We start from the raw sequence: 17,705 nt of genomic DNA on the forward strand, positions 1-17,705 counted from the left end.
GCGTCTGTTTTGAGTATCGATATTGCGGATTTGCAGCAGCAACTGGTTGCGTTTGCGCAGATTACGCGGCGAAGACGTGCAAAGGCCGAGCCGCCCGAATTTTTGCCCGCACTCGCCAGTGCAATTGCTAATGAGCGACCGCGGTTCATGCTTTTGGCCATGCCAGCGCTATCAGAAAACCTCACCACGGAAGTCTCTGTTGGTCGAGTCCACGAAGTTTTGGGGCAATTGGCGGCCGACATCCTGATTTTGACTGATCTTGATTCAGGATCTGATCGCGCCAGAATTTGGGCCGCACAATTTGGTGCCGATGCGATAGTTAACCGGATTGAATGGCCAGATGATCTGACTGCGCAGCCTCCTGCATTCTCTACCCTGGCCTCCTGTGTAAAAGAAGAATCCACTCCAAAAGAAGTGCTGCCATTTGCCCGTCGCTTCTTGCCGCGCAATGACCTGACAAGTTTTGACGAAAGTCGACCCATGGGTGACACGGTGCCGGTGGACCTCAGGCCGCCAGAGGGTACCAGCGGCACGGTGCTGATCGGTTGCATGAAAAACGAAGGCCCTTTCCTATTGGAATGGATTGCATACCACCAATCGATCGGTGTGCATCACTTTGTTATCTATACCAATGGCTGCGAGGATGGCACGGATCTGATGCTGGATGCGCTGGCCAAAACCGGTCTGGTCACGCATGTCGACAACAACAAATGGAAGGGCAATTCCCCGCAACAGTGGGCTCTGAACCAGTCTGCAAAGCTCAAGGTGGTCAAACGTGCCGATTGGGTTATCCATATTGATGTGGATGAGTTTATCAACATCCGCTTTGGTAACGGGACACTGCCGGAACTTTATAAGCGCCTGCCTGAGGGGGTCAGCAATATTGCAATGACCTGGCGGCAATTTGGGTCGGCCGGGATAAAGACCTACGAGGACAGGCCGGTCCTGGCGCAATTTGACCGATGCGCTGCGTCATATCTGCCCAAACCGCATACCGCTTGGGGCTTCAAGACCGCCACCAGGAATATTCGTGCCTATCGTAAACTAAGCTGTCACCGGCCCAATAAGCTGAAAGAAGCAAAAGCCGGACAGGTGCTATGGGTCAATGGATCGGGTCAGGATATCACGCACAAAGTGGCAAAGAATGGCTGGAGATCCGATATCAAGACCATCGGTTATGAACTGGTCCAGCTAAACCACTACGCACTAAGATCTGCGCAGTCTTTCTTGGTCAAGCGTCAACGCGGACGGGCCCTGCATGTGGATCGCACTGTCGGGCGCAACTACTGGATACGGATGGATTGGAACCAGTATCGGGACGTCACTATCCAACGCAACTTGGCCAGATTGTCAGTGGCGATGGAAGCGTTGATAGCCATTCCCCAGATTGCGCGGCTACACGAAAAAGCTGTTGCCTGGCACCAGGCTAAGATTGAGTTTTTGATGGATGAGCCCGAGTTTCGCGACCTTTATGACGAGATCACCGGCATCGAACTTGAGGATTTGCAACGGATCCGCGCCATCATAGATGCGGATATGCATAGCTGACTTGTCGTGCCGCGATGAACCGATTCTTAGAACGGCCCGGCTGTCGCAGATAGCGTGCGGCTTGATATTCATTCGCCAACTAAAAGACCTCCGATGACCAAAAGTTGGCGAATAACCCTTCAAAGTCTTAGCGAGAGACATGACATGCCGCCATCCAGCTTGGCGCAATCGGTGTTGTCAATTTCTACGATCTCATACCCTTCACGATCCAACATGTCTGCTGTGCGCGAGAAGCCTGCGGCCATCAGCACCAGATTGTTGAAGCGGATCGCGTTGGCAGCAGCTTCTTCCCCATCAGCAACATGAAGCACTCGGTAGCCCTCAAAGCAGCCTGATGCATCAAGTCTTTGAGTTGACAGGATTGTTTCGGCATCCATCAGTGAACAATCTGTCTTGAAGTGCAAAACGCCTTCCGGTGTAAACACTTCGCGCAATTTGTGGCCCCACGCGGAGGTGATTTTAGACAGCTCGGCGACACCTTCAGCGTCAGTGCGGTCTGATCTGCCCACCAAAATTTCGCGACCGGTTACAAGAATATCTCCGCCCTCGATATGGCCGGGGCCGTTGATTTCCAGAACCGTCTCGTAGCAAGCGCGAAGATTTGGCGCCATTTCTGCCCCCTCACCCATCCGCGATGGTGCGCCTGGCCGCATCAGCACAGCGCCTTGCGGCAGGCAAAGGGCCGTATCTTCGACAAACTGTGCGTCGGGGAACGCGTCAAGGGGATCAAGTTCGATCACTTCAGCCCCGGTGCTTTTCAGTGCAGCCACGTAAGCCTTATGTGCCGCCATCATCCCTTCGAAATCGGGGTTTCCAATATCCTTTGCACGCAAACCGCCAGCAATGGTCGCAGCCGGGCGGCGGGTGATGGCGCGGGAGAACTCAAAGGTCGGGTCTGACATGTTTCAATCTTTCTGAGGTTCACATTTCGGAGCGATGACTTCGATCATTGCAGGCCCATCTAAAGCGACAGTTTCGCGCAACGCCTGCGCGACAGCCTGTGGTTCGGCCGGAACCTTGGTGAATGGAATGCCAAAAGACTTGGCTGATGCAGAAAAATTCGGGGGCGAAGGATCACAACCTATGACGGTCACACCCACATCCCGCATCGACGCGGCAATTTCCTGGTATCCATGATTGTTCCAGATCACGAAGGTGACCGGCAGGTTTTCATCTGCTGCGGCCATGATTTCAGGCAATGAAAACTGTGCACCTCCATCGCCGACAATGCAGATCGCCCTTGTAGTCGGATCGGCGATCGACGCGCCGATGGCAGCGGGTATCCCGTAGCCGAGCGCGCCATATCCCGTTGCTGCGTTGAACCAACCTCCGGCCCGGTCGTGGTCGTAGAAAAGATTGCCGGCATAAATTGGTTGGGTTGAGTCTCCGACCATCAATGCATTCGGAACTTCTGAGCGAATGGCATTCAGGATTTCGACCTGATGGCGATAGTCCGGACCAATTTCCTCCCAGGCGGCGCGGCGTGTTTTGCTGGCGCGTTCGGCACCGTCGTCTTGCTTTGCCTCATTGGACAATGCCCCAAACAGCGCCGGTACAACCAAATTAACGTCACCTTGAATGGTTAGCGCTGCCTCATGTCGCGCCAGTTGATGGCTGCAGCGATCCACCCGGATCAGGCCTGACCTTCCTGCTATTTGCTCGGTGGCGTACATGTCATAGTCGGTTGGCCCCAATTCGGTTCCCAAAGCCAGAACGCAATTAGCGCTTTCTATCAGCTCGCGTACTGCTTTGAGGCTCGGGCTGGCAGGAACGGTCAGTGGATGTCCGTGCATCAGGCCCCGTGCGTTGACGGTTTGCACGACGGGGGCATCGAGGGTTTCAGCCAATGTCTGTAAATCGGTTTCCGCTTTTTTCGCGCCACCGCCCGCCAGAATGACAACTCGATTTGCTTGAGCCAGTTGCCTTGCCGCTTGTGAGATTAAATCTGGATTGGCCGGGGGTGCTGGATCGAGCGTCTCGACTGGTGTTTTTTGATATTTTTCTGCTGCTACATCCAACGGGACCTCTATATGCACCGGCCCTGGGCGACCGTTGGTAAGGTCGTGAAAAACACGGTCCAAGACCGGGTCCAGAGCGTTGGAGTCGGGAACTTGTTCTGACACCAACGCAACTGTTCTGGCCAGCCCCAGTTGGTCTGGCAATTCATGCAGATGTCCCAAGCCCTTGCCAAGTGAAGCGGTTTTATTGACACCAGAGACCACCAACATCGGAATTGAATCAGCGCGCGCCTGCGCCATCGGTGTCAAGGTGTTGGTCAATCCGGGGCCGGTGATCACAAAGGTCACACCCGGTTTCCCCGAAACACGCGCGTAGCCATCAGCCATGAAACCAGCACCCTGTTCATGCCTGGGCGTGATATGACGAATGCCCGAAGCCGCAAGACCGCGGTAAAGTTCGACCGTGTGAACGCCCGGAATTCCAAAGACGCAGGTCACATCTCTTTGGCGAAGCTTGGCAACCAAAGCTTCACCGATTGTCATTCCGCTCATGCAACCTCGCGTGATTTGCTGTTGGCGTGATCAATGATGCGAGAAACCGCTGTGGCAAAATCGGCGTCACTAATCGTCAGCGCGACCCGGACCCAGTCTTTCAGGCCGTCGCCAAAGGCGGACCCTGGCATGACAGCCACCCCGGCCTGTAACAGATCCCACGCATAAGCTTCACCATCAAACCCGGTGGCAGAAACGTTGATGAGGGCGAACATTCCCGCCTCTGGGCGATGAACCGTCAGATCCGTTTCTGCTTCAAGACGATCAGCCAGCAGGGTGGCGCGGCCAGAGAAGCGAGCGGCCATGCCGGGGGCAACCTCGGACCCGTCGCGGATTGCCTTTTCGGTCATGTCCGCGATGAAGGGCTGATTGCCAAAGAGCATTGTTTCGGAATACGGCAGCAGCGCTTCACAAAACGCTGCTGGTCCGACACACCAACCGCTACGAAACCCTGGGGCAGCATGTGATTTCGAGATGGATGATACACCTATGACACGATCCGCCAGTTTCGGGTCTGCCAATGGTGAAGCAAATTCGGCCTCGTCAAAGATCAGTTCTTCATAGACCTCGTCCGAGATGATCCATAAATCGTGCGCCATGGCGAGCTGCCCGATTTCGGCAATTTCCGTGGTAGTCAGAATTGCACCTGTCGGGTTGTGTGGCGTTGTCAGAAGAATGGCGCGGCTGCGTGGAGTGATGCGTGCAGCAATATCTTCGGCTTGCATGCGAAACCCGTGCTCTGGCCGAAGCGGCACAGGCACCATATCCGCCCCGGATGCACGCACGACTCCTTCGTATGTCGCGTACATCGGATCACCAACCAAAACTTCGTCTCCGGCCTCTGCAATCCCGGACATCACTGCGAAAAGGGCGGTTTGCGTCCCGGGAAAGCACAAAAAGTTCTCGGGTCCGAAGGGCCGCCCACGAGAGGCTGAATAGCGAGCAGCAAGCGCGTCAAGCAGTCCGGCTTCACCGCGCCCGTTGGAATACCCTGTCCGTTGTGCCCGCAAGGAGGTTACGGTGGCTTCTACCAATGCGGCTGGCACGGGCACATCCGGTTCTCCAATCGTCATTTCGACGATATCCGCTCCGGCTTTGATAAGGTCACGTGCTTTCAGGTGTACACCCCATTTGGCACCACCCAACCCCGCTAAACGCTCAGTCACAGATGTTGTCTTCATGGCTGCTCCGCCTCTTTGTTTAATGGTATCCTCAGGATGGCGCTCACGGAGTCCAAGCCGATCCGCGCCAGTTGCCCTTCGGAAAACGCGTCCGGAAGCGCACCTCCTTCCAGCCAAAGGCCGTCGATTACCGCGTTGCAAGCAATGGCCAGTTGCGTTGCCTCCGTTGCAGCAACTGAACGTCCGGTTTCCAGCAATGCAGCGACGATCAGCTCCTCGAGGTGACCCCGGAAATAGTTATAGGTCTGCTGGTGAATGCGCTGCATTTTTGAATCATGTTGCACCTTGTTCAGAAAGCTGGCCCACAACGCCACAGCGCTTGGATCAACGATTGGTGGTCGCAGCGACGCGTCAACGAAGTTGGTCAACTGAGATACCGCGCTTCCCATTCCTGACGAAGCTGCTGTCTGATCGGTTAGCGTATTCATGTGGTGCTCATACGCCGCTTGAACCAACTCTTCTTTTGAAGAGAAATAATGACGGATCAACCCTTGGGTCACGTTCGCGCGGGCTGCAATCTCACGCACCGTGGCACCGCGGACGCCCATCTCGGCGATCAGGTCCAAAGTCGCCAATATCAGCGCCTCGCGCCGAAACTCAGCAGACTCACGTTTAAATTTGCGGCTGTCGTCCTGCACGTCAGTGTCATCCATGGCATGGAGTTATTATACACTTGCATAATTGCGAGATTCGAGGCTTACTGCAAGCTGAAATCAGAAGATTGTTAGATATGGACACAGCCGAAGCAGCATCACCCACACCCGAAGCCACTGCGTCCATTGAGGCGATAAAGATTGAGGACCTGCACAAATCCTTTGGTGCGCTAGAGGTCCTGAAGGGTGTCTCCCTGACTGCCAACAAGGGGGACGTTGTCGCAATCATCGGGGGGTCAGGCTCGGGCAAATCCACCATGCTGCGCTGTATCAACTTCTTGGAAACGCCGAGCTCGGGAAAAATCACCATAGGCGGTGAATTGGTTGAAATGCACGCCGATGGTAGCCCCGCGAACCGCCGCCAGATCGAGCGTATCCGAACGCGGCTGGCAATGGTTTTTCAGCAGTTCAATCTGTGGACGCATCGCACGCTTCTGGAGAACGTGATCGAAGTGCCGATACATGTCCTTAAGGTGCCAAAGGCAGAGGCTATCTCGCGGGCGCACGACCTGTTGAAAAGGGTAGGGCTTGGTGACAAGGCCGACACCTTTCCGGCCTATCTATCTGGCGGTCAGCAACAGCGCGCCGCCATTGCCCGTGCGCTTGCCGTAGATCCTTCGGTGATGCTTTTCGATGAGCCCACATCGGCGCTGGACCCCGAGTTGGTCGGCGAAGTTTTGAACGTGATCCGTGATCTCGCTGGTGAAGGACGCACCATGCTGCTCGTCACCCATGAAATGAAATTTGCGCGCGAAGTTGCCAGCCACGTTGTCTATCTTTTCGAAGGCCGCATTGAAGAGCAGGGTCCACCTGCCGAGGTCTTCGGTAATCCAAAATCAGAGCGGTTGAGGCAATTCCTCAGCTCGGTCGCCTGATTCAGTCAAAACAAACTAATGAACCAAAAGGGAGTAACAAAATGAACCTTAAGAAACTGCTTGCGTCCGGAGTTGCCGCCGCCATCCTTTCAGTTGGTGTCGCCAGTGCCGAAGAGGTCAAGATCGGTATCGCGGCTGAACCTTATCCACCATTCGCTTCGCTTGACAGCTCAGGCAACTGGGTTGGATGGGAGATCGATGTTATCAATGCTGTCTGTGCCGCTGCCGAACTGGACTGTGTTATAACGCCTGTAGCCTGGGATGGTATCATCCCATCGCTGACCGGGCAGCAAATCGACGCCATCATGGCCTCTATGTCGATCACCGAGGAGCGGCTGAAAACCATTGATTTCAGCGATCCTTACTACAACACACCCGCTGTAATCGTTGCGGACAAATCGATGGATATCGAAGCGACACCAGAGTCGCTGGCGGGTAAAGTTGTCGGCATTCAGGCTTCGACCATCCACCAGTCCTATGCGCAGGAATATTTCAAGGATGCTGAACTGCGGGTTTATCAGACACAGGATGAGGCCAATCAGGACCTGTTCGCAGGCCGTATTGATGCAACTCAAGCAGACAGCATCGCCATGGCAGACTTTGTAAACTCGGATGCGGGCGCTTGCTGTGAAATTAAAGGCGCCGTTGCAGATGATCCCGCTATTCTGGGACGCGGCGTTGGGGCTGGAGTGCGCAAAGGGCAAGATGACCTGCGTGAGGCGCTGAACAAAGGCATCGCCGCAATTCTTGCCGATGGCACGCACGAGAAGATCACATCGAACTATTTCTCGGCCAGCATTTACTAAGCCGCTGCTGTGAACGGACTGTTGGATTCACTTGGATTGGCGCAGAGCGCAGAGCTTTTGTCGCTCTCGCCGCCGGGATGGGGGCCCAATCTGCTGCGCGGATTGTCCCACTCATTGCAGATCGCTTTCGGCGCTTATGCCCTCGGTCTCGTGATCGGATTGTTCGGAGCTTATGGCAAACTCTATGGCGGGAAGGTCACGCGCGATCTTCTCGCCATCTACACGACGGTGATCCGGGCTGTGCCCGAGCTGGTCCTGATCCTGATCCTGTATTACGTGGGATCTGACATCATAAACAAAATCTCCGCCGCAATGGGCGGGGGTCGGGTTGAGGTCAGTGGTGTTGGCGCAGGCATATGGGTGCTGGGTGTGGTCCAGGGCGCTTACGCGACCGAGATTTTGCGCGGCGCTATTCAGGCGGTTCCGCCCGGTCAGATCGAAGCGGCCAAGTCCTACGGTATGCCCGCCTTCATGACCATGCGCCGCGTGACAATCCCGGCCATGATGAGCTTCGCCGTGCCAGGTCTTGCCAACCTGTGGCTGATTGCAACCAAAGATACCGCGTTGCTCGCTGTTGTGGGTTTCAACGAGCTGACACTGGAAACCCGCCAGGCTGCAAGCAGTACACGCGCCTATTTTACTTTCTTTCTGGCAGCGGGATTTCTTTATCTCATGGTAACGCTGTGTTCGGGCGGCATCTTCGCTCGGATTGAGAAATGGGCGCGTCGCGGCCAACCCTCCCTTAAAGGAGGGGGCAGATGATTGATTTCAGATCGTTGATGCAACCACATCGCATTGTGATGATGCTGATATTCGCTGGGATCGTTGTCTGGTGCGCCGTCTCTCTTCAGTGGGACTGGATCCCGAAATATGCGCCGCTCGCCCTTCAGGGCATTTGGACGACAATCTGGCTGTTGGTGGTCACCGTAGTTTTGGGTTTCCTACTCGCCGTTCCTCTTGGATTGGCACAGGCGGTAGGGCCTTGGTATCTTGCCGCCCCGGCCAAGGCATTTTGCACTATCATCCGCGGCACACCGCTGCTGCTGCAACTCTGGTTATTGTATTATGGGCTTGGGTCTTTGTTTCCGCAGTTCCCTTGGATACGCTCTTCCGAGTTGTGGCCCTATTTGCGGCAGGCCTGGCCTTATGCAGTACTGGCGCTGACGTTGTCCTATGCCGGCTACGAAGGAGAGGTGATGCGCGGTGCCTTCAAAGGGGTCGCCAAGGGTCAGCTTGAGGCAGCCAAGGCATTTGGCATGCCACGTTTCACCATGTTTCGCCGTATCTGGTTGCCGCAGGCTATCCGCAACGTCCTGCCGACATTGGGCGGTGAAACCATATTGCAACTCAAAGCAACTCCATTGGTTGCGACGATCACTGTCGTCGACATTTACGCCGTGTCTTCGCGTGTGCGCTCCGACACTTTCATTATTTACGAGCCGCTCATCCTGTTGGCCGTATTCTATATTCTCGTCGCGGGCGTGATCGCATTTGGTTTCCACTGGCTGGAAGTAAAGGTTCTTGGGACTGGAAACCGCAATGGCGGTACCAGTTAGTATCGCCAGCAGCGGAGGGGATCCATGTGCTGCGTCAGCTCCGACCAGTGCTTTGAGTTCATAGCAATCTGAGCTGCAACTTGCATTCAGCTTGGCTGAGTACTGATGGTCGATATCAATATCAGGCCCTACTGGAATGGTGCACAATTATATCTCTGCGCACCAATCCCGGCCGGTTCCGTTCACAGCTCTACAACAACTTTCCCGACCGCCGCTCCGTTTGTCAGGTGCTCATAGGCTGCATCGACATTGGTCCACCCAAACCTCTGTTCGTCAACAATTGGTTTGAGTTGGCCCGCGTCCGCCATTTCCGCCAGAGTTTTCAAGATGTCACCATGGGATTGACGCCCGACATCATGCATCATCGGGATCAGCATGAAGACGACGTGCAGAGACAGACCTTTGAAATGCACAGGTGTCAGATCAATCTCGACCATCGCGACGGTTGAGGCGACTTGGCCATTGAGCTTGGCCGCTTTGAACGAGTTCGTCATGTTAGGCCCAGCCACGCTATCAAACACCACATCGAAGCCCACGCCATCAGTGTGTTCGGCCACGTAGTCCTCGACCTTTTGGGTTGTGAAATCCAACGGGCGCGCACCGAGACCCTCGATCAGGGCTAACTGATCTGCTCCGCGACCTGTTGCCGAAACGGTTGCGCCAAAGTGGCGAGCAACTTGAACGGCAACATGACCAACGCCACCGGCACCGCCTTGAACCAGAACGGTCTGCCCTTCGCCGACACCGGCGCGGGTCAATCCTTCGTAGGCGGTGATGCCTACGAGAGGCAGCGCCGCGGCCTCTCGCATGCTCAGCGTCTTGGGTTTGTGTGCAATCAGGCGGGCATCCGCATTGATGTACTCGGCTAGCGAACCAGGGAGGTCCATCAAACCACCGGCGCAGCCATACACCTCATCGCCTATGGAAAAACCTATAACACCTTCGCCAACGGCTGTGATTGTGCCAGCAAAATCCATGCCAAGGACCGCGGGCAAATTGGGGGACAGAGGTAGATCCGCGCCCATGCTTCGGATCATTGTATCGACGGTATTGACGCTGGCCGCGGCCACTTTGACGACTACATGCCCAGACGTTGCGACCGGGTCAGGCATTTCTACACGCTCGAACGGTGCATCGGGTCCGTAGGCGTTCAGAACCATTGCTTTCATTGGGATATTCCTTTTTTAGCGAAGTGTCAGGCGCGGCTTTGAACAGCGCACGCCTGACGTGATCATTGTGTTGGAGGACGGATCAGTTGATATCCTGAACCTGCATAACCAGATCGCCCCACTTGCGCTGGTTTTCGATGTCGTGTTCCAGACCCTGTTCATCCGCGATGGTGAACCGTTTGACCGCCGGGGTTTTGCTTGTGGCCTGATACAGCCAATAGGCTTCGGCCTTCAGCGCTTCATCAATTGGTTTGTCAATGGATTCATAGACCATCTGCTTGCAGGCATTGATCGACTCTGCCGGGAATTTTGCGATCCGCTCGGCGAGCGCTGTCACATACGGGCCAATCTCATCTGGCTCCAAAGCCTTGTTTATGGTGCCCAGACGTTCTGCATCATCCGCATCGTAGTCTTGTGCGCTCAGGATGATCTCAAGCGCTTTTCCAAGGCCGGTTTGACGTGCCATGCGCGAAGCACCGCCGCCGCAAGGCAGGATGCCCATTCCAACTTCCATCTGCATGAACTTGTACTTACCCCGCGCCGCAAATCGCATGTCGAGCGCCAACGCCAACTCGTGTCCGCCACCACGTGCGAACCCTTCCAGCTTTGCGATGGTGGCTTGTGGCACCTTGCTGATCCGCTCGCAGACCGATTGAAGGTCCAAAAGCTGTGCGTCCTCCCGGGATACGGCCTCAGTCGACATATCCTTGAGCAGCTCGGTATCGTAGTGGCAGACCCAGATTTCCGGGTTGGCGGATTGAAAGATCACGACCTTGGTTTCGCGGTCTCGCTCTAGCCGCATGGCCAGACTGTTGAGGTCGGCCAGCATTTCCTGGCCTTGCACGTTTACGGTGCCAAAGTTGAATGTGACTGTTGCGATGCCGTTTTCAACAGCAACGTCAAAGGTTTGAAAGTTCTCATATTTCATCAGACAGTCCTTTCTTGGGCCTCGACGCGGCACGCGCGAGGGGTAAGGGAGGTTAAAGTTGGAAGCGCGTCTGGCTTTAGCGCAGCGCGGGTCAGTTGGTCTGGTTAATCAAACCTTTGATCGTGTTCATGACGTCGGCGACGTGAGTTTTGTCCAGTGCTGCAGCATGTGGATTCGCGAAGGCACCGCTGTCATTGTCAAAATAGGCACCTGACGCATCAGCGAACCGATCACCCAATGCCGCATCAATCAGGATATCAGCGCCGATGTTCATATCGTTCCCGGCTAGGCCGAATCCTTCTTTCACCATCTTTGAGGCCAACAGCGATCCCGGATTTACCGCGACCATGACGGGTGCATCGGACAGAGATTTGGCCCATTCCCGGGTCCAGATGGTGATCGCCAGCTTGCTTTGCGCATAAGCCTCCATATCAGCCAGCGGGACACTACCCTCCAGTGCATTAATATTCACCGGGGCCTGCGCTGCCGATGACAGGTTCACGACGCGCCCGTCGGCGGGAATGATCGGCATCAGCAATTCTGTGAGCAGATAGGGTGCGAGTGTGTTGACGACAAAGCGGATGTCCTGCCCATTCGCAAGCACGGTTTGCGGAGCTTTCAGCACACCCGCATTGTTGATCAACACGTCCAGTTTGTCATGTTTGGCCTTTACGCTTTCAGCCAGTTCTCGCACTACGGACAGATTGCTCAGATCAGCGGTATAAGTTTCGACATCGCCGCCGACGTCGGTGGCAGCGCTGTCCAATTTGGAGGTACTGCGTCCATGCAGAAGTACTTTGTGTCCATCGGCGGCCAGCTTCTTTGCCGTGAGCAAACCAATGCCGTCGGTTGAACCTGTAATGAGTATAGTCTTGGTCATTGATCTGATCCTTTAGGAAAAGTCGGGCAGTAAGGTATCCGCCAAGTGTTCGAGGGTCGTATCGATGGGCGCTTGATTGAACCGTAGGTTCAGTGCAACGTGATTGACCCCAAGCGTTTCTATTTCACGTAGATAGCTACGCAGGAAATCGGTGCCAGACTGAAACCCAAGATGGATCGGGCGCGGTGGTGCGGCGTGATCGGCAACGACATCGATATACAGGGATTGCATGACAGGCTTGTCTGGCTGGCCCGCTTCCTTCCCGCGCCTCCGATAGTCCGCAATAACCTGCCTTTGGGCAGTCGCATTGCGCGGATAGGTCATCCAACCATCGCCGTTCTGCGCCACCCAATCGGGGGATTGCTGGCTACCACCCGTAATAATCATCGGCAGGCGGGTCCCATGCGGCTTTGGCAGCAGGTCAATCCCGCCAGACAGCGTACCCTGTGCACTTTCACGCTCGGGATAGTCCGATCCAACGGCGCGGATGTAGTCAAAGCTGTCGCGGAAACGTACCCCGCGGTCATCATAGCTCTGCTTCATAGCCGGATACTCCTCAGGCCGGTCCCCGGAGGCTACACCCAAGAGCAACCGTCCGCCCGAGAGCACATCCGCGCTCGCCGCCGCCTTGGCTACATGAGCGGGGTGGCGCAATGGCAGGATCACGCTCGCCGTTCCAAGGGCAATTCGGTCCGTTACCGCAGCAAGCGCACCCAGATAGACAAATGGATCGAATATCTGTCCTGCATCACCAAAGTTTGGAACGTTGAATGGCACGTCGCGCAGCCAAAGTGATACAAACCCGAGGTTCTCCGCTTTCCGAGCCGCTTCCAGATGATCCCGAAGCGTCGGCTCTGCACCGACTGCATATGCTTCGAGTGGCAACACAAGGCCAACGCTCAGCTGTCCCGGTCGAAATACCCGGTTATAGGCCACGTTGATTTGGGCAAAATCAGCAGGCTGCATTTTATCCAACATGTCCGGCTCTCCTTTAATAGCGCACCAAGGTGCGGCTCTCGATGCTTTTGCGAATGGTGTTGATGTTTGAATCTTCGACCATATCAAGCGCACTATGCGCGATCGACGGAGCACCTTGATTGTCATAGATGTTGAAGATCGCGACCTCATCCGGCGTCATCTTCGATTGATAAATCCATTCATGCCTGGGGTTTCCTACCAGCCCCATTATTTGCCCATTGCGGTCGGGATAGATCAGGTCCAGCAAAATCCAATCAGACGGTTCAACTGATGACGGGCGAACAAAGCCCAGGGGTGCTGAGTTGATAGGATGATCCACAGGGCGCCACACATTAACAAAAGCATAGTGACCGCGCGCCCACTCGGCTGCGGCCTCGGCACCCAAAAGATCGACAAGCCGCTGTTCGGCTCCGTCCTTGCTATAGTCACTGTGGACGTTGCGCGCGGGTTTGCGCGTCGCTCCTGGGTCATCTATCCGAACCGTGTGATCAAAAACCACAACCTCGCGCGCACCTAACTTGTTCGAGAGCATTGCCGTTAGTTCCGCATCGTATGTCGGTTTCCAGACCTCGCCGGTAAAATCTTGTACCTGCGTTTCCAGCAGCGCGAACTCAACAGCATCAGACGCAAATGTAACTGTGTTGCTCGTGGTGCGGGCATCTGTCAATGCAACAGCCGTGCTGGCCAGTTCGGGCGAAATCAAATTACCAGCAATCCCGCCTGCATCTAGTTCAAAGGCTTGCCGCCAGGGCTTGTGAACGTGGTAGTTGACTGTGGCTGTCCGCGTCATCTGCGTCTCCTTCCCATGCCGAGTTGCATCCATGAAGGGGATTTAACGCTAATCTATTTGCGTATAAACTGCCCATTCATGGATTGATAATTCGGGTTTGCGATATAATGGGGCTTGATACAGACGCGCTGAGATTGTTTGTAGCGGCGGCAGAAAGGCTGAACATCAGTGCGGCGGGGCGCGCTTTGGGCATGGCTCCAGCTGTCTCGAGCGCAAAGCTTGCCAAGTTGGAGCAAAGCCTGGGTTCCGAACTGTTACATCGCACAACGCGCAAGGTGTCGCTGTCTGTTGAAGGTGCCGATTTCCTGCCCTTCGCCCGAGAGATTATTGCGCAGGAAGAGGCGGCACTTACGGCGTTGGGCAAACAAACAGCGACCATCCGCGGTACATTGCGCTTCGCTGCGCCCAGCACCTTTGCTCAGCTCTACATTGCTCCAATCCTGCCGAAATTTCTTCAACAGCACCCCGATCTGACGCTCGATTTGCGCCTATCGGATATGCAGTTCGATCTTATCGAGGGGAGTTACGATCTTGCACTAAGAAATGCGCCGCTTGTCGACACCAGTCTGAAAGGCCGAAAATTGGCTGATGACCGACGCATACTGTGCGCCGCGCCGCACTATCTTGACACATACGGCACACCCAAAACACCTGCCGATCTGAAAAGCCACCACCTGATCGCTTTCCAAAATCGCCACTTGCGCACGCTAACGGGAAAGGCAGGTGAGAAAGCCGGATTTGACCCAGCGATGGCTAAGGGTCAATTGATCATAGACGACGGCCAAAGCCAGGTCTGCGCCACTCTGGCCGGCGCCGGAATATCCCTGAACGCACTGTGGAGCGTGTATGATCACCTGAAATCGGGCCGGTTGATGCAAATTCTGCCAGATTTTGAGGCTACGGAAGACAATGTACTATGGCTTATCTATCCCAAGTCCAACGTATTATCCCCCAAAGTTCGGGTATTCATGGATTTTCTGATCGCAGAGATTGGCTCAAATCCACCTTGGGAAACATGATCCCAATATTGGTCAAGAGCGCCTTAAGACATCACGGCGCCAGTTTGGAGAAATGCACGAGGCGGACACGCCTTTTGCAATTGCAATAGCCTGATCTGTTCCGCGATTTATGAGTTCCCGTGAACGCGGCCATCGCTCCCGTAGCGAGTGGCTAGTTCGACAGGCTGCATCGCAGCATCTAAACGGTTTATCCAAGGCCGGTTCCGGTCGTTCTTGCGTGAACCCAAAAGAGGGTTTCAAGACCTTAGTCGATCAAGCCGAAGCCGCGAGTGCAGGAAAGGTGTTTCTTATTCGCCCGCAGCGACGGCCTCGCCTGTCGAGAATAGCGCGGCAAGCATCGCCTCACTTCCAGCCAGCGCGCCCTTGCGCACGGTCGCAAGAACAAGTTTCCGAGCCGACGATTGTGGGAGACAAATACTTTTGACGTCGTCAGACCGGTACCGCAAAACATCGGGGACAGGCAGAAGCGTAAATCCCAGGCCTGCCGAAACACATTCCATAATCGCTTCAAGGTTATCAAGGACAATGGTTTCGGAACCCTTCGGTCTTTTGTGCTTAAGCATCTCTCCAGCAATGAGTTTTCCGATCCCGGTGTCGGGCATAAAATGAAAGAAGGGCTGCGCATTCAATAAACCCGCGAGGCCATCTTTCAGCAATTTCTTATGGGCTGCAAAGGCAAAGGGTTCCTCTCGAAGCACCTCTTCCGCAAGCGTGTCAGGAACACCTTCTGCATCTGTAAGAAGGGCGGCATCAAGCTGACCGCTTACAACCTTTTCTTGTAGAACCTTGGACAGGCCGGTTTCGAATGAGAAGGTCGCTTGCGGTGCTTGACGTTTTGCGTTGTTCAGGAAGTTCGGCAGCAAGCGAACGGCAGCAGTTGTGACAAATCCTATTCGGAAATGCCCGACAAGCGTGTCCGTCGGGCGACAGATTTTGAGAAGGCTGTCTTCGTGCTGCAGGAGCGGGATCGATGCCTCGACGACGCTCCGGCCGATTGGCGTAAGTCGCGGTGGTCGTACGGTGCGGTCAAAGAGGTCGACGCCAAGCTCCACCTCAAGCGCCTTCATCTGCATTGAAAGTGCAGACAATGTCATGTTTTGCTGCTCGGCCGCTTTCGCAAAGGAGCCGACATTCGAGACCCGTATGAGGGTTCTGAGAGAACGTGTCTGCATAAGTTAAGGTATATTGGATTAGATATCCATTTTTATTCGATTGTGTTGTATTACTGCAAGCGTATTCTGTTAAGAAACAGAGACGAGGGACACGCATGCCGCATCCGCTTGTGAACGTTGCGAAAGAACTGGCCCCAGAATTTGAGAAACGTGCCGCAGATTGGGACAGATCGCGCAGGTATTGCTGGCAGAATGTTGGCGAATTGGCCGATGCTGGCATCATGGGTATGACCATTGCAAAGAAATATGGTGGGCAGGGCGCGAGTTTTCTGGACGTCACCATGGTGGTCGAAGAGATCGCGAAAGCCTGCACCCTGACCGCCCGCATCGTTGTCGAGGGCAACATGGGCGGCATCAGTGCGGTCATGGGGTACGGCAATGATGAGCAGAAGGCTTTTTGTGCTCAGCATGTTCTGGCAGGAGATAAGCCCGCGATCTGCATAACCGAACCAGACTCGGGAAGTGCCGCGACCGAAATGCAGACTACCGCGCGGAAACAGGGTCGCACATACATCCTCAACGGGTCCAAGCATTGGATCACTGGTGGAGGGGTCTCGAAGCTGTACCTGATCTTTGCCCGCGTGCTCGATGAGGCAGGCGTCGATCAGGGGATTGGCGGTTTCATTCTGTTTGCCGACCCGATGTCAGGAGATACGCCCAAGGGGTTCACCGTGGGGGGTCGCGAATACACGATGGGCCTTTGCGGTATGCCCGAAGCAGAATTGCGGTTCGAAAATGTCGAGATCAACGAGAAATGGCTGGTCAAACCGCCTTCAGGATTGAAGCGTGGCTTTGCCGACCTGATGAACGCTTACAATTCGCAACGCGTCGGTGCGGGAGCAGTTGCTATGGGTGTTGCGGCAGGGGCACTTGAACGTGCAAAACGCTACCTCGTTCAACGTGAACAGTTCGGGCGCCCGCTTGCAGAATTCCAGGGGCTTCAATGGATGCTGGCCGATATGGACACGAAAGTTCATGCAGCCAGGCTGCTGCTCCATGAAGCGGCACGATCGCGTGGCCCAAACGGCAGTCAGTATCCCGATATGACCATGGCCGCCCGCGCCAAGCTTTTTGCGTCCGAGATGGCTATTAAGGTGGTCAGCGATGCGCTGCAGATGTTCGGCGCGCGCGGCTACAGCGATCGTGAACCTCTGGAGCGGATGTATCGCGATGTGCGCATGTTCACTATCGGCGGCGGGACCGCACAGATTCTCCGGACCCAAATCGCCGGAAATATTCTAGGCATTAAAACACCACAGACGCGGGACGGATACACGCGCCTTGCCGACATGGAGCGTTACGCTGCTGAATAGAAGACCCTATGAAAATTGAAAAAGGACTTTCGGGCCGCCGACTTTCTTGTGCCGCAGCCCTACGCGGCTGCGTGCCGTCACGCCGTCGGCATGCTCGGCCGACGGTTTTTTCGCGTTAATCTAGTTGCCTATTTAGCCAACTTAGCTGCGCAAGAAAGGCGCTGCATTCATGCGCCAGAGAAGTTTGCGACCGAGCCAGCGAAACAAATGCAATTTTACGCTGCGTAAAATGGCGGGGCTATTTTTCGACAATCGTAAACTTCCTAAATGAGATTTGCCTAGGCAGGCAAGTTTAGCGTGTACGCCAAGCAATTACTTCGATTCCCG

Annotated in this window: 17 protein-coding genes; 7 read left to right on the forward strand and 10 right to left on the reverse strand. The window is 55.1% G+C overall.

Annotated features, from left to right (window positions below; genetic code table 11):
- Positions 1–159: 159 nt before the first annotated feature.
- Positions 160–1,548, forward strand: coding sequence for a glycosyltransferase family 2 protein (locus ACRZ9U_RS10525; RefSeq protein WP_480901752.1), 1,389 nt, complete (start codon positions 160–162; stop codon positions 1,546–1,548).
- A 119-nt stretch (positions 1,549–1,667) separates the two neighbouring features.
- Here the strand turns inward: ACRZ9U_RS10525 and ACRZ9U_RS10530 are convergent, their stop codons facing one another.
- The 4 genes from ACRZ9U_RS10530 to ACRZ9U_RS10545 are packed head-to-tail and all read right to left on the reverse strand — an operon-like array spanning position 1,668 to position 5,892.
- Complete coding sequence (locus ACRZ9U_RS10530) at positions 1,668–2,450, reverse strand: dimethylarginine dimethylaminohydrolase family protein (protein ID WP_480901755.1); 783 nt, start codon at positions 2,448–2,450, stop codon at positions 1,668–1,670.
- 3 nt (positions 2,451–2,453) lie between these two features.
- A complete protein-coding gene (locus ACRZ9U_RS10535) occupies positions 2,454–4,058 on the reverse strand; it encodes a 5-guanidino-2-oxopentanoate decarboxylase (RefSeq protein WP_170407517.1) in 1,605 nt (534 codons plus the stop codon).
- A complete protein-coding gene (locus tag ACRZ9U_RS10540) occupies positions 4,055–5,239 on the reverse strand; it encodes a pyridoxal phosphate-dependent aminotransferase (protein WP_170407519.1) in 1,185 nt (394 codons plus the stop codon). The genes ACRZ9U_RS10535 and ACRZ9U_RS10540 overlap by 4 nt, the downstream gene beginning before the upstream one ends.
- Positions 5,236–5,892, reverse strand: coding sequence for a TetR/AcrR family transcriptional regulator (locus tag ACRZ9U_RS10545; protein WP_480886542.1), 657 nt, complete (start codon positions 5,890–5,892; stop codon positions 5,236–5,238). The genes ACRZ9U_RS10540 and ACRZ9U_RS10545 overlap by 4 nt, the downstream gene beginning before the upstream one ends.
- A gap of 77 nt (positions 5,893–5,969) precedes the next feature.
- Between ACRZ9U_RS10545 and ACRZ9U_RS10550 the strand changes: the two genes are divergently transcribed.
- From ACRZ9U_RS10550 to ACRZ9U_RS10565, 4 genes are read left to right on the forward strand one after another with little or no spacing between them, the layout of a single operon-like run.
- Entirely contained in the window at positions 5,970–6,767 is a 798-nt protein-coding gene (locus tag ACRZ9U_RS10550) for an ATP-binding cassette domain-containing protein (protein ID WP_170407522.1), read from the forward strand.
- A 41-nt stretch (positions 6,768–6,808) separates the two neighbouring features.
- The gene (locus tag ACRZ9U_RS10555; protein WP_480901760.1) at positions 6,809–7,573 is read left to right on the forward strand and encodes a transporter substrate-binding domain-containing protein; all 765 of its coding nucleotides are present in this window, start codon (positions 6,809–6,811) and stop codon (positions 7,571–7,573) included.
- A 9-nt stretch (positions 7,574–7,582) separates the two neighbouring features.
- Positions 7,583–8,335 (forward strand): ABC transporter permease, encoded by a 753-nt coding sequence (locus ACRZ9U_RS10560; RefSeq protein ID WP_170407525.1) that lies wholly within the window; start codon positions 7,583–7,585, stop codon positions 8,333–8,335.
- Positions 8,332–9,129, forward strand: a complete 798-nt coding sequence (locus ACRZ9U_RS10565) for an ABC transporter permease (protein WP_170407528.1) — start codon at positions 8,332–8,334, stop codon at positions 9,127–9,129. Before ACRZ9U_RS10560 ends, ACRZ9U_RS10565 begins: the two co-directional genes overlap by 4 nt.
- Positions 9,130–9,311: 182 nt before the next feature.
- On the opposite strand, the gene ACRZ9U_RS10570 is transcribed toward ACRZ9U_RS10565, so the two are convergent.
- From ACRZ9U_RS10570 to ACRZ9U_RS10590, 5 genes are all read right to left on the reverse strand, one after another.
- Positions 9,312–10,298: a zinc-dependent alcohol dehydrogenase family protein gene (locus ACRZ9U_RS10570; protein WP_170407530.1), complete on the reverse strand. Its 987-nt coding sequence runs from the start codon at positions 10,296–10,298 to the stop codon at positions 9,312–9,314.
- Positions 10,299–10,380: 82 nt separating this feature from the next.
- Positions 10,381–11,226 carry an enoyl-CoA hydratase/isomerase family protein gene (locus tag ACRZ9U_RS10575; RefSeq protein ID WP_170394211.1) on the reverse strand — a complete coding sequence of 282 codons (846 nt, stop codon included), beginning with the start codon at positions 11,224–11,226 and terminating at the stop codon, positions 10,381–10,383.
- Positions 11,227–11,317: 91 nt separating this feature from the next.
- Entirely contained in the window at positions 11,318–12,106 is a 789-nt protein-coding gene (locus ACRZ9U_RS10580) for an SDR family NAD(P)-dependent oxidoreductase (RefSeq protein WP_170407533.1), read from the reverse strand.
- Positions 12,107–12,118: 12 nt separating this feature from the next.
- Complete coding sequence (locus tag ACRZ9U_RS10585) at positions 12,119–13,084, reverse strand: TIGR03571 family LLM class oxidoreductase (RefSeq protein WP_170407535.1); 966 nt, start codon at positions 13,082–13,084, stop codon at positions 12,119–12,121.
- Between the two features lie 13 nt (positions 13,085–13,097).
- Positions 13,098–13,874, reverse strand: a complete 777-nt coding sequence (locus ACRZ9U_RS10590; protein ID WP_170407536.1) for a CmcJ/NvfI family oxidoreductase — start codon at positions 13,872–13,874, stop codon at positions 13,098–13,100.
- A gap of 107 nt (positions 13,875–13,981) precedes the next feature.
- Here ACRZ9U_RS10590 and ACRZ9U_RS10595 point away from each other — a divergent pair, with 107 nt between their 5' ends.
- A complete protein-coding gene (locus tag ACRZ9U_RS10595; RefSeq protein ID WP_170407539.1) occupies positions 13,982–14,893 on the forward strand; it encodes a LysR family transcriptional regulator in 912 nt (303 codons plus the stop codon).
- Positions 14,894–15,180: 287 nt separating this feature from the next.
- Here the strand turns inward: ACRZ9U_RS10595 and ACRZ9U_RS10600 are convergent, their stop codons facing one another.
- Positions 15,181–16,065, reverse strand: a complete 885-nt coding sequence (locus tag ACRZ9U_RS10600; protein WP_170407541.1) for a LysR family transcriptional regulator — start codon at positions 16,063–16,065, stop codon at positions 15,181–15,183.
- Positions 16,066–16,160: 95 nt separating this feature from the next.
- Here ACRZ9U_RS10600 and acdA point away from each other — a divergent pair, with 95 nt between their 5' ends.
- Positions 16,161–17,378, forward strand: coding sequence for a 3-sulfinopropanoyl-CoA desulfinase (acdA, locus tag ACRZ9U_RS10605; protein ID WP_170407544.1), 1,218 nt, complete (start codon positions 16,161–16,163; stop codon positions 17,376–17,378).
- The last annotated feature ends 327 nt before the right edge of the window (positions 17,379–17,705 follow it).

This window comes from Ruegeria sp. D7, from assembly GCF_056534355.1.

What these genes read in the sequence shown, in the direction of transcription:
- ACRZ9U_RS10525 (WP_480901752.1), top strand. Translation starts at nt 160, where the DNA reads ATGCCAGCGCTATCAGAAAACCTCACCACGGAAGTCTCTGTTGGTCGA.
- ACRZ9U_RS10530 (WP_480901755.1), bottom strand. Translation starts at nt 2,450, where the DNA reads ATGTCAGACCCGACCTTTGAGTTCTCCCGCGCCATCACCCGCCGCCCG.
- ACRZ9U_RS10535 (WP_170407517.1), bottom strand. Translation starts at nt 4,058, where the DNA reads ATGAGCGGAATGACAATCGGTGAAGCTTTGGTTGCCAAGCTTCGCCAA.
- ACRZ9U_RS10540 (WP_170407519.1), bottom strand. Translation starts at nt 5,239, where the DNA reads ATGAAGACAACATCTGTGACTGAGCGTTTAGCGGGGTTGGGTGGTGCC.
- ACRZ9U_RS10545 (WP_480886542.1), bottom strand. Translation starts at nt 5,892, where the DNA reads ATGGATGACACTGACGTGCAGGACGACAGCCGCAAATTTAAACGTGAG.
- ACRZ9U_RS10550 (WP_170407522.1), top strand. Translation starts at nt 5,970, where the DNA reads ATGGACACAGCCGAAGCAGCATCACCCACACCCGAAGCCACTGCGTCC.
- ACRZ9U_RS10555 (WP_480901760.1), top strand. Translation starts at nt 6,809, where the DNA reads ATGAACCTTAAGAAACTGCTTGCGTCCGGAGTTGCCGCCGCCATCCTT.
- ACRZ9U_RS10565 (WP_170407528.1), top strand. Translation starts at nt 8,332, where the DNA reads ATGATTGATTTCAGATCGTTGATGCAACCACATCGCATTGTGATGATG.
- ACRZ9U_RS10570 (WP_170407530.1), bottom strand. Translation starts at nt 10,298, where the DNA reads ATGAAAGCAATGGTTCTGAACGCCTACGGACCCGATGCACCGTTCGAG.
- ACRZ9U_RS10575 (WP_170394211.1), bottom strand. Translation starts at nt 11,226, where the DNA reads ATGAAATATGAGAACTTTCAAACCTTTGACGTTGCTGTTGAAAACGGC.
- ACRZ9U_RS10580 (WP_170407533.1), bottom strand. Translation starts at nt 12,106, where the DNA reads ATGACCAAGACTATACTCATTACAGGTTCAACCGACGGCATTGGTTTG.
- ACRZ9U_RS10585 (WP_170407535.1), bottom strand. Translation starts at nt 13,084, where the DNA reads ATGTTGGATAAAATGCAGCCTGCTGATTTTGCCCAAATCAACGTGGCC.
- ACRZ9U_RS10590 (WP_170407536.1), bottom strand. Translation starts at nt 13,874, where the DNA reads ATGACGCGGACAGCCACAGTCAACTACCACGTTCACAAGCCCTGGCGG.
- ACRZ9U_RS10595 (WP_170407539.1), top strand. Translation starts at nt 13,982, where the DNA reads ATGGGGCTTGATACAGACGCGCTGAGATTGTTTGTAGCGGCGGCAGAA.
- ACRZ9U_RS10600 (WP_170407541.1), bottom strand. Translation starts at nt 16,065, where the DNA reads ATGCAGACACGTTCTCTCAGAACCCTCATACGGGTCTCGAATGTCGGC.
- acdA (WP_170407544.1), top strand. Translation starts at nt 16,161, where the DNA reads ATGCCGCATCCGCTTGTGAACGTTGCGAAAGAACTGGCCCCAGAATTT.